The organism is Solimonas terrae, from assembly GCF_011067135.1.
GTDB lineage: Bacteria > Pseudomonadota > Gammaproteobacteria > Nevskiales > Nevskiaceae > Solimonas > Solimonas terrae.
This window is the reverse complement of record NZ_JAAMOW010000002.1, coordinates 1-10420: the sequence shown is the minus strand read 5'-3', so window position 1 is coordinate 10420 and position 10420 is coordinate 1. Positions and strand designations below refer to the sequence as shown.

Genomic DNA, 10420 nt, shown 5'->3' with positions numbered 1-10420 from the left:
GATCCTCAACGGCAGAGTGCGGCGAGTATATGCCCGCGTTCGCGGCGCGCCGCGGTGGAAATCCCTCTTGCGATCATGGCCGCGGCAGGCGCAGATCGCCCTGTCCGGTCGCCGCACAATGGTCGGCCTGTCATCGACCGGTTCCGACCCTTTTTACAGGGCAAGCAAGTCACTCCGGAGAAGGCCGCGCCGTGCGGATTGCCGCCCTCATGCCGATTCGACCAGCGAGGTGACGATGCGGATTTCCGACTTCAGGGTCTGATGCACCGGACAGCGGTCGGCGATCGCCAGCAGCCGCTGGCGTTGCGCGGCATCGAGCGCACCTTCCAGCGTGATGTGACGCTCGATCTCGTCGATCTTGACCGAGCGTTCCGGATGCTCGGCGCAATCGGCGCAGTCCTGCACGTGAACCTTGCGGTGCTTCAGCTGCACGACCACGCGTGTCAGCGGCAGCTTTTTCAGATTGGCGTACATGCGCAGGGTAATGCCGGTACAGCTGCCGAGCGCGGCCAGCAGGTATTCGTAGGGATTGGGGCCGGCGTCCTGACCGCCGAGGTCGGCCGGCTCGTCGGCCATCCCGTGGTGTGGCCCCAAGCGCAGGTCGCAGCTGTAATTGCCGGTGCCGGCTTCGGCGACCAGCGCCTCGCCATGCGGGAGCGTCGCCGGCAGCCGGCGCGTGTTTTCGGGATCGGTCATGGCGTTTTCTCGGCTTGCGGATGGCATTCGATCGTCGCATGTGGAGCATCGGCCGCGGTCGGCCACCCTCGATGATCGTGGCCGCAGACACAGAGCGGGCCCGCGAACTGGCGCGAAATGCCTGATTCGACTTGAGAGACGTCGCGGCTGCCCGTAGAATGCGCGCCCTTGTCCTCAATCCGGACGGGCAATTTTTGCCCACCGCTGGGGTTCCGGTCCGCCGCGGGGCGGGCTCTTCAGGAGATGACCCAATCGCTTTTGAACGTGAAGATCGGCGCAACAATCAGATCACGGCGCCGCGGGTCCGCGTGATCGCGGACGATGGTGGACAGCTCGGCATCATGCTGACGCGCGATGCTGTCGCCAGGGCCGAAGAAGAAGGCCTCGATCTGGTCGAAGTGTCGCCGAACGCAGAGCCTCCGGTCTGCAAGATCATGGATTACGGCAAGTACCTTTACCAAAAGGACAAGGCCTCGCACGCTGCGAAGAAAAAGCAGAAGCAGATCCAGATCAAGGAAATCAAATTCCGTCCGACCACGGAAGATGGCGATTACCAGACCAAGTTCCGCTCGATCACGCGTTTTCTCGAGGAAGGTGACAAGGTCAAGATCGTGGTTCGCTTCCGCGGTCGCGAAATGGCGCACCAGGAACTGGGCATGCAGATCATGGATCGCCTGAAGACGGAACTCGTCGACATGGCGATCGTCGAGCAGCATCCGCGCATGGAAGGCCGCCAGTCCGTCATGGTGATGGCAGCCAAGAAGAAGTAGGACCACGCCGTTCGCGACGCGGTCCACGACCCACGGAGTCGGCACGATCCGGGGGCAGCCGGGAAGGGGCGAAAATCCCGACTCCGAAGACAAGTCCTTCCCCGCCGGGGAAGGCCCGATCAGCGCCCGTGGCAGGGTTGTGATATCGGCAACGATGAAGATGCAGGAGTGTTTCAATGCCAAAGCTGAAAACCGTAAAAAGCGCGGCCAAGCGCTTTGCCAAGACCGGCAAAGGTGGCTTCAAGCGTTCCCATTCGCATAAGCGCCACATCCTGACCAAGAAGTCGGGCAAGCGCATCCGTCAGCTCCGTGGCGAGGCGCAGATTCACGCGTCCGACGTCCGCGAAGTGAAGCAGATGCTGCCGTACGCTTAATACTTAAGGAGAACGATATATGGCACGCGTCAAACGTGGCGTCACCGCTCGCGCCAAGCACAAGAAAGTCCTCAAGAAGGCCAAGGGTTATTACGGCGCCAAATCGCGCCAGTTCCGCTCCGCCAAGGAGCAGGTCATCAAGTCGGGGCAGTACGCCTACCGCGACCGTCGCGTGAAGAAGCGCGAATTCCGTTCGCTGTGGATCGTGCGCATCGGCGCGGCGAGCAAGGAACTCGGCCTGTCGTACAACCGATTTATCAACGGGCTCACCAAGGCCGGCGTGGCACTCGATCGCAAGGTCCTCGCGGACATGGCGATCCACGACAAGCCCGCATTCGGCGTACTGGTGTCCCAGGCAAAAGCCCAGCTCGGCCTCGCCGCCTAAGCAAGCTCGCGTCGTATAGCTGTTTGCGAAGGGGAGCGGCGCCTGCCGCTCCCCTTTTCTGTTTCTGAACGCCACGAAGGTTGCCGTTTCCAGACCGATGAGCAACGACCTCGAACAACTGGTTCAAGGCGCACAGGCCGACATTGCCGCCTGCGCCGATTCCCGCGCGCTGGAAACCCTGCGCGTCGAACTGCTGGGCAAGAAAGGCCGCGTGACCGAGCTGCTCAAGCAGCTCGGCGGCATGGCACCGGACGCGCGCAAGGCCTTCGGCGAGCAGGTCAATCGCGCCAAGGAAGCCTTGAGCGCAGCGCTGGAAAGCCGGGGTGACGATCTGGCGAAAGTGGCGCTCGACGCGCGCCTCGCCTCGGAACGCGTCGACGTGACGCTGGCCGGACGTGGCGAGACGATCGGCGGCCTGCATCCGATCACGCGCACGATCAAGCGCATCGCCGACATCTTCGGCGAGATGGGCTTCGAGGTCGTCGAAGGTCCGGAGATCGAGGACGACTTCCACAACTTCGGCGCGCTCAACATTCCCGAGGCGCATCCGGCGCGGGCGATGCAGGACACGTTCTATGTGCTGAACGGCGAACGCCTGCTGCGCACGCATACCTCGCCGGTGCAGATACGCACGATGCAGCAGCGCCAGCCGCCGATCCGCATCATCTGCCCGGGCCGCGTCTACCGCGTCGATTCGGATCGCACGCACAGTCCGATGTTCCACCAGATGGAAGGTCTGTACGTCGCCGAGAAGGTGTCGGTCGCCGACCTCAAGTACGACCTGCAGATCTTCCTGTCGCGCTTCTTCGAGCGCGATATCGAGGCGCTGTTCCGGCCGTCGTACTTCCCGTTCGTCGAACCGGGCGCCGATGTGCACATCCGCTGGCAGCAACCGGACGGCAGCTCGCGCTGGCTCGAAGTGCTGGGCTGCGGCGTCGTGCACCCGAAGGTGCTCGAAGCGGTCGGCATCGATTCGGAGAAGTATTCGGGCTATGCCTTCGGCATGGGCATGGAGCGGATGGCGATGCTGCGTTACGGCGTCGACGATCTGCGCCTGTTCTTCAACAACGATCTGCGCTTTCTCGAGCAGTTTCGCTAAGCCGCACGAAGAACAAGGAACAACAACATGAAGCTGAGTGAAAACTGGCTGCGCGAGTGGGTGAACCCGAGCGTCGGCATTGAACAGGTGGCCGAGCGCCTCGTCATGGGTGGCCTCGAGCTGGAAATCGAACCGGCACTCGCCGAACACATCGACCAGGTCGTGGTCGGCCTGATCGTCAAGGCCGAACGCCATCCGCAGGCGGACCGCCTGCAGGTCTGCGAAGTCGATGCCGGACAGACCGCGCCGCTGCAGATCGTCTGCGGAGCACCGAACGCGCGCGTCGGCATCAAGGTGCCGTGCGCGCTGGTCGGCGCGACCCTGCCGGGCGGCATGGCCATCACCGAAGCCAGACTGCGCGGTGTCGACAGCTTCGGCATGCTGTGCTCGGCCAAGGAACTGACGCTGTCGGACAAGTCGGACGGCCTGCTGGAGCTCGATGCCGACGCCAAGGTCGGCCAGCCGATCGGCACGTATCTGAATCTGGCCGACAACATCCTCAACCTGGAAATCACGCCGAACCGTGGCGACTGCCTGTCGGTGCTCGGCCTGGCGCGCGATGTCGCGGCGCTGTTCGGCGTACCGGTCAAGCGCCCGACCCAGGCGCAGGCCGTGGTCGAAGGCCATCAGCAGCTCAAGGTCGAGATCGAGAGTCTCGACGATTGCCCGAGCTATGCCGGCCGCGTGATCTCCAGGCTCAATCCGAAAGCGCGCACGCCGGACTGGATGCGCGAACGCCTGCGCCGTTCCGGCATCCGCAGCATTCAGGCGATCGTCGATATCACCAATTACGTGATGCTCGAACTCGGCCAGCCGATGCACGCCTTCGATGCCGACAAGCTCGCCGGCAACCTCAAGGTGCGCCGCGCAGCGGCCGGCGAACGCCTGCAGCTGCTGAACGAGCAGTCGGTGGTCTGCGAACACCGTGAACTGCTGATCTGCGACGACAAGGGGCCGGTTGCACTGGCCGGCGTGATGGGCGGTCTCGGCAGCGCCGTGCACAGCGGATCGACGCGCGTGTTCTTCGAGTCGGCCTGCTTCGCCCCGACGGCGGTGGCCGGCAGCGGACGACGTCACAAGCTGTTCTCCGACGCGTCCTACCGCTTCGAGCGCGGCGTCGATCCCGGGCTGCAGCGTCAGGCGCTGGAACGCGCGACGCAGCTCGTGCTGCAGATCTGCGGTGGCGAGACGCACCCGGTCACGCAGGCCGGCCGCAGTCAGCCCGAAGCCGTCACGATCCGCCTGCGTCGCTCGCGCGTCAGCCAGGTGCTCGGTCTCGAGATTCCGGCCAAGGAGATCGAAGCCTCGCTGAGCCGACTCGGCATCGGCCTGCGCGCCGAAGTCGGCGATGCCTGGATGGCACGCGTGCCCAGCCATCGCTATGACCTGCGCATCGAGGCCGACCTGATCGAGGAAGTCGGCCGTCTGTACGGCTATGACCGGATTCCAGCCCGTCCCTACGCGGCACAGCTGGCGCCGTCGCGCCCGCAGGAAAGCGTGCGGCCGCTGATCCGCGTCAAGGAACAGCTGGCGGCGCGCGGCTGGCAGGAAATCATCAGTCTGGCCTTCGTCGAGCCGGGCCTGCAGCAGGCGCTCGATCTGCAGGCACCGTCGATCCCGCTCGACAATCCGATCGCCGACAACCTGTCGGTGATGCGCACGACACTGTGGGCCGGGCTGATACCGGCGTGGCTGTACAACCGCGCGCGCCAGCAGGACCGCCTGCGCCTGTTCGAAGCCGGGGTCTGCTTCCGGCTCGACGGCGAAACCGTCGTCGAGACCTCACGCCTCGCCGGCCTGTTCGCCGGTCGCGCGCTGCCCGAGCAGTGGGGCAGCGCCACGCGTCCGGCCGATTTCCACGATCTGAAAGCCGAAGTCGTCGCCCTGCTCGGCAATGCCGCGCGCGACTATCGTTACGTCGCCGAAAGCCACCCGGCCCTGCATCCGGGGCGCTCGGCGCGCGTTTATCGCGGCACCCAGGCTTGCGGCTGGCTGGGTGAACTGCATCCGCAACTGGTCGCCTCGCTGGACCTGCCGGAAGCGCCGCTGCTGTTCGAACTCGACTGGGAAGCGATTCGCGGCGTCGGCGTGCCCAGAGCGGCGGCACTATCCGAATTCCCGTCATCACGCCGCGATCTGGCGATCGTCGTCGCCGAATCGGTGCGTGCCGAGCAGATTCTGGACTGTGTCCGCGCCGCCGGCGGCGAGCTGCTGACGCAGGCCCTGATTTTCGACATTTATCGTGGAAAAGGTCTCGCTGAAGGCGACAAAAGCGTGGCATTGGGCTTGCTTTTCAATGACGCCTCGCGCACGCTAACTTTGCCAGAGATCGACACGGCAACTTCGGCTGTCACGCAAGCACTGGCGCGTGAGCTGAAAGCCGCGATTCGGCAGTGACGACAAGGGGAACCGTCCGGTGGCATTGACCAAGGCCGAACTGGCTGAAGCATTGTTCGAAGATCTCGGGCTGAACAAGCGCGAGGCGAAGGAATTCGTCGACCTTTTCTTCGAAGAAATCCGCGGTCGCCTGGAAGCCGGCAAAGAGGTCAAGCTTTCCGGTTTCGGCAACTTCGAGCTGCGCTCGAAAAACCAGCGCCCCGGCCGCAATCCGAAAACCGGCGAAGAGATTCCGATCTCCGCGCGCCGCGTCGTCACCTTCCGTCCCGGACAGAAGCTGCGCCTGCGTGTGGAAGCCGATGCGGCCCGCTGATCGCCCGCTTGCCGTGCTGCCGGACATTCCGCGCAAGCGCTACTTCGCGATCGGTGAAGTCAGCGAGCTGTGCGACGTCAAGCCGCATGTATTGCGCTACTGGGAACAGGAGTTCCCGCAGCTCAAGCCGGTCAAGCGCCGCGGCAACCGCCGCTACTACCAGCAGGACGATGTGCAGATGGTGCGACGCATCCGCAGCCTGCTGTACGAACAGGGCTTCACGATCGGCGGTGCGCGGCAGCGCCTGAAGGAAAGCCCGCGCGGCGGCAATGGTCACGACATCGTGCGGACAACAGGCACCGTGCTGGCAGTCGGCAAACCGCGGCCGGCACCGACCACGCGCAGCGCGCAGATCGAGCATCTGCGCGACGAGCTGGAATCGCTGCTGCGCCTGTTCCCCGAGTAGGCCTCGCCTTCTCATCAAGGGCGCCGTTCGCTACACTGCGCGCCCCCGCTTTTCCGCAGTTCTCAAGCCTCGTGTCGGGGCGTAGCGCAGCCTGGTAGCGCACTTCCTTGGGGTGGAAGTGGTCGCAAGTTCGAATCTTGTCGCCCCGACCAATCTTTTCCGCCCGTCGCAGCTTGAGCGCGCTTCGTGCCCCCTTGCAGGGGGGCGTCCTTGCGAAACCCGTCAATTGACGAAAGCACGCTCCAGCATCGCCGCGAACGGCGTCTGCGAATCCAGGGTGCCGTAGTTGATGCCGTGCTCGCCTCCGAGCCGGCTGCTGCACCAGGCGTGCGCGATCGCATCATGGCCCGCGCGCAGCAGCACCGAAGCCTGCAGTGCCAATGCCATGCGTTCGACGATCGTCCGTGAGCGCAATTCCAGCGTCGCACGATCATCGAATGCCTGTGTCAGCCAGTGAATTTCGCGATCGAGATCGGCGTGCGCGCCACGCGCTGCGAGCAGCTCGGCGAAGAAGGCTTCGCGTGTCTCCGGTTCCTTCGACAGCGCGCGCAGCACATCGAGACACTGGACGTTGCCGCTGCCTTCCCAGATCGAATTGAGCGGCGCCTGGCGATACAGCCGCGGCATGATGCCGTCCTCGACATAGCCGGCGCCGCCGAGGCATTCCTGCGCTTCGTTGACGAGCGGCGGGCAGCGCTTGCAGATCCAGTACTTGCCGATCGCCGTTGCGATCCGCGCAAACGCCGCCTCGGCTGCGTTGCGCGCGGAGGCGTCGACCGCGCGTGCCACCCGCATCGTCAGCGCCGTTGATGCCTCCGTCTCCAGCGCCAGATCGGCCAGCACGTTCTGCATCAGCGCCTGTTCGGCAAGCAACTTGCCGAACACCTTGCGATGCCGCGCGTGATGGATGGCCTGTACCGTCGCCTGCCGCATCAGGCTCGACGAACCGATCATGCAGTCGAGCCGCGTCAGCGCGACCATTTCGAGGATCGTCGAGACACCGCGACCCTCGTCGCCGACGCGTTCGGCCCATGCGCCGAGAAACTCGACTTCGCTGGACGCGTTGCTCCAGTCGCCGAGCTTGTCCTTGAGACGCTGGATGCGGATCGCATTGCGCGAGCCGTCCGGCCGCAGCTTCGGCATCAGGAAGCAGCTCAGGCCGGCATCGACGTAAGCGAGCACCAGCCAGGCATCGCACATCGGTGCCGAGAAGAACCACTTGTGGCCGACGATCTCGTAGCTGCCGTCGGCCTGCAGATAGGCCTTGGTGGTGTTGGCGCGCACGTCCGAGCCGCCCTGCTTCTCGGTCATGCCCATGCCGATCGTGCAGGCGGTCTTCTGCAGACCCGGCAGCACGCGTGCGTCGTATTCACAGGAATGCATCTTCGGCAGCCACTGCGCCGCGAGCTGCGGTGCATGCAACAGGGCCGGCGCCGCCGAGTGCGTCATCGTCAGCGGACAGCTGGTGCCGGACTCCGCCTGATTGTGCAGATAGGAAATCGCCGCGCGTGCGACGTGCGCACCCGGCTTGTCGGCGTTGCGCCAGGCGTACGCGTGAACACCGTACTGCATGCCGAGCTGCATGACACGATGATAGGACGGGTGAAATTCAACCTCGTCGATGCGATGACCGTAGCGGTCGAAAGTCTTGAGCTTCGGCTTGTTCTCGTTGGCCGCGTAACCCAGCGCCACCATCTCGCCCCCGACGACGGCACCGTATGCCGTCAGATGCGCCTCGGCCCAGGCACCGCCTTCGCGGGCGACGGTTTCACGCAGGGCCGCATCGCTCAGATAAGCGTTGTAGTTCTGCAGCGGTGGCGCCTGATTCTCGACGTCGTGCGTCAGATAGCGATCGGCAATACTCATGTTGATGTCTCCGTAATGGCCGGAGGATACGGCCGCACGCCGAGTCGGCGCCCCACCCCGACGGCGCGCCGGTCGCCGTCAATCGCATCCTTCGACCACCGACGCCCGGCGATCGGCGCCGCGTCGGTTTTCGATGGAAGCTCGCGCGGCGCGACTGAAGGCGCTCAGCCGAGCGCGTCTTCGTTGCGAACGACTGGCCGGCTCTCGCGTGTCGCGCGCAGGGTCTTGCCCGGCTCGCTGGCATCGACGATCTCGATGTAGTCGGCATGCACTGCCGTGATGGTCGCGGCGAACGGAAAGCCCGCCAGGCTTGGCACGCGGTAGCTGACGGTGTCGCCGACCTTGAACGTGTCCGGCGCAAAATTGAATTCAAAGGGGCATTTTTCTTCCACTGCCGCACTCTCCTCGTCGATCCGAGGCGCAATGCTACACCGCGCCATGAAGCGCAGCGACCGCACGCTCGCGCACAATGTCGCTGCCCTTGCCGCCACGCTGCTCAGCCGCTTCCGGAGCAGGCATCATCGGCCGGATACCGGCGACACGCGCCGTTTGCGGAGGAACTCGGATGCAGCCTGAAGTGGACGACAGCGGCCTGACGCAGATCCTGCGCGAAACCCGGCGCATTGCCGTACTCGGCATCAAGACCGAGGCGCACGCCGCACAGGCCGCGTTCTACGTGCCGCAGTACATGGACGCCGCCGGCTACGAGATCGTGCCGGTGCCGGTCTACTACCCGGACGTGCAATCGATACTCGGCCGTCCGGTTTACCGGACGCTGGCTGCGATTCCCGGTGCGATCGACATCGTCAATGTCTTCCGGCGACCGCAGGACTTGCCGGTGCATGTTGCCGACATCCTCGGCAAACGACCGCGCTGTGTCTGGTTGCAGCTCGGCATCCGCAACGACGACGTGGCGACGGCACTACGTGCGGCCGGCATCATCGTCGTCCAGGATCGCTGCCTGATGGTCGAACACCGGCGGCTGCTCGGCTGAGCGCCGCCGAAACCGCGGATCGGAGCGTGCAGCCGCGGACGGCGCTCAATCACCTTCCGGTGAAAAACGCCGCGCCTGCAGATCCGCCTCGAACTGCGTCAGCCACGACGGCTCCTGCCCCCCGACATAAGTCGCGATCTTCACGCCGCGACGCTTGGTCGTCACTTCAACGTCGTAGGCATGGACGCAATGACCGTCGCTGCACTGCACGACCGGCCGGTCTTTCTTGTGAAAGCAGAAGTCGCCGTGGCGCTCGTGGCGCTGATCCAGCAGATGCCGCGCGGCTTCGACCTCGCTGTCGAATTCGTTCATTGCGTCCTCCTCGGCTGGGTTCATGCTGCCCGGCCTTGGCAACGCAATCAAGCGTGCCCCCGACGAGACGCGGGAAACGACCGATCAGCTGCCGCGCTTGCGCAGCCGTCGCTGCGTGATCGGTCGCGCCGACAGCAGGCGCTCGCGCATCAGGTCTTCTTCGGTACGCGGCCTGGCGACGCTCGCCGGCGGTCGTCGCGCCGCCATGAAGTACGCAGCGACCGTCGCGGTCACTTCCGGCAAGCCATCGCCGTTTCGTCGCAGCCAGCCGGCGCGCGTCAGGCGCTCTTCGTCTTCATGAAACAGCGTCGCGACCGGCTCGCCGCGGAACAACTTCCTGAGATAGAGAAAATGATGGTCACCACATCCGTGTGGAAACGCCATTGCGCACTCCGAAGACCGCGGGCATGCACCGGCGATCGGCGCACGCGTGCATTCTGGCGATGATCGCTGCACCCACACTGAACGTGGAATGCAGGTGTCGAGCAGGCTTCACGGCAGCCGCCGAAAACGGCTCGCGAACCATCACCGCCGCAGGTCCACACGCAGCGATGCTGGTCGTGTCGTGTCGTGTCGCGGCGCGATGCCAGGCCGATGTTCCGCGACGCCCTTCCATCGGCATCCGTGCCGTGACGTCCGGAATGACGGAGCGGGGCTTGCAGCGTTGCGCGCAAGCCCCGGACCGCTCTACATCGCCTCGTTGCCGACGAGTCCGATGTTGGTGACACCGAGACGCTGGGCGCTGGCCAGCACGGCGGCGACGTACTTGTATTCGACCAGCTTGTTCGGCCGGATGTGAAACTCCGGC

General features: G+C 64.9%; 14 protein-coding genes and 1 tRNA gene. 9 read left to right on the top strand and 6 right to left on the bottom strand.

What is annotated here, in order from left to right:
• Positions 1-207: 207 nt before the first annotated feature.
• Positions 208-696 carry an OsmC family protein gene (locus G7Y85_RS03660; RefSeq protein ID WP_166251973.1) on the bottom strand — a complete coding sequence of 163 codons (489 nt, stop codon included), beginning with the start codon at positions 694-696 and terminating at the stop codon, positions 208-210.
• Between the two features lie 131 nt (positions 697-827).
• Here G7Y85_RS03660 and infC point away from each other — a divergent pair, with 131 nt between their 5' ends.
• The 8 genes from infC to G7Y85_RS03620 all read left to right on the top strand — a co-directional run bounded on the left by infC (position 828) and on the right by G7Y85_RS03620 (position 6592).
• Complete coding sequence (gene infC / locus G7Y85_RS03655) at positions 828-1466, top strand: translation initiation factor IF-3 (RefSeq protein ID WP_241696000.1); 639 nt, start codon at positions 828-830, stop codon at positions 1464-1466.
• A 176-nt stretch (positions 1467-1642) separates the two neighbouring features.
• A complete protein-coding gene (gene rpmI / locus G7Y85_RS03650; RefSeq protein ID WP_093289577.1) occupies positions 1643-1840 on the top strand; it encodes a 50S ribosomal protein L35 in 198 nt (65 codons plus the stop codon).
• Positions 1841-1859: 19 nt separating this feature from the next.
• Positions 1860-2225 (top strand): 50S ribosomal protein L20, encoded by a 366-nt coding sequence (gene rplT, locus G7Y85_RS03645; protein WP_166251970.1) that lies wholly within the window; start codon positions 1860-1862, stop codon positions 2223-2225.
• Between the two features lie 97 nt (positions 2226-2322).
• Positions 2323-3324: a phenylalanine--tRNA ligase subunit alpha gene (pheS, locus tag G7Y85_RS03640; protein WP_166251966.1), complete on the top strand. Its 1002-nt coding sequence runs from the start codon at positions 2323-2325 to the stop codon at positions 3322-3324.
• A gap of 27 nt (positions 3325-3351) precedes the next feature.
• Positions 3352-5721: a phenylalanine--tRNA ligase subunit beta gene (gene pheT, locus G7Y85_RS03635; RefSeq protein ID WP_166251963.1), complete on the top strand. Its 2370-nt coding sequence runs from the start codon at positions 3352-3354 to the stop codon at positions 5719-5721.
• A gap of 19 nt (positions 5722-5740) precedes the next feature.
• Positions 5741-6034 carry an integration host factor subunit alpha gene (locus tag G7Y85_RS03630; protein WP_166251960.1) on the top strand — a complete coding sequence of 98 codons (294 nt, stop codon included), beginning with the start codon at positions 5741-5743 and terminating at the stop codon, positions 6032-6034.
• Positions 6021-6440: a MerR family transcriptional regulator gene (locus tag G7Y85_RS03625; protein WP_166251957.1), complete on the top strand. Its 420-nt coding sequence runs from the start codon at positions 6021-6023 to the stop codon at positions 6438-6440. The genes G7Y85_RS03630 and G7Y85_RS03625 overlap by 14 nt, the downstream gene beginning before the upstream one ends.
• Before the next feature lie 75 nt (positions 6441-6515).
• Positions 6516-6592 (top strand) — tRNA-Pro (locus G7Y85_RS03620).
• A gap of 70 nt (positions 6593-6662) precedes the next feature.
• On the opposite strand, the gene G7Y85_RS03615 is transcribed toward G7Y85_RS03620, so the two are convergent.
• Positions 6663-8306 carry an isovaleryl-CoA dehydrogenase gene (locus tag G7Y85_RS03615; protein WP_166251954.1) on the bottom strand — a complete coding sequence of 548 codons (1644 nt, stop codon included), beginning with the start codon at positions 8304-8306 and terminating at the stop codon, positions 6663-6665.
• A gap of 164 nt (positions 8307-8470) precedes the next feature.
• Entirely contained in the window at positions 8471-8746 is a 276-nt protein-coding gene (locus G7Y85_RS03610; protein ID WP_166253272.1) for a hypothetical protein, read from the bottom strand.
• Between the two features lie 125 nt (positions 8747-8871).
• Here G7Y85_RS03610 and G7Y85_RS03605 point away from each other — a divergent pair, with 125 nt between their 5' ends.
• A complete protein-coding gene (locus tag G7Y85_RS03605) occupies positions 8872-9300 on the top strand; it encodes a CoA-binding protein (RefSeq protein ID WP_166251951.1) in 429 nt (142 codons plus the stop codon).
• Between the two features lie 45 nt (positions 9301-9345).
• On the opposite strand, the gene G7Y85_RS03600 is transcribed toward G7Y85_RS03605, so the two are convergent.
• The 3 genes from G7Y85_RS03600 to G7Y85_RS20580 all read right to left on the bottom strand — a co-directional run.
• Positions 9346-9612 (bottom strand): hypothetical protein, encoded by a 267-nt coding sequence (locus G7Y85_RS03600; protein ID WP_166251948.1) that lies wholly within the window; start codon positions 9610-9612, stop codon positions 9346-9348.
• Positions 9613-9696: 84 nt separating this feature from the next.
• Positions 9697-9996: a hypothetical protein gene (locus tag G7Y85_RS03595; protein WP_166251945.1), complete on the bottom strand. Its 300-nt coding sequence runs from the start codon at positions 9994-9996 to the stop codon at positions 9697-9699.
• Positions 9997-10299: 303 nt separating this feature from the next.
• Positions 10300-10420 (bottom strand): ExbD/TolR family protein (locus G7Y85_RS20580; RefSeq protein WP_436286631.1); only part of this gene is annotated, 121 nt, incomplete at its 5' end.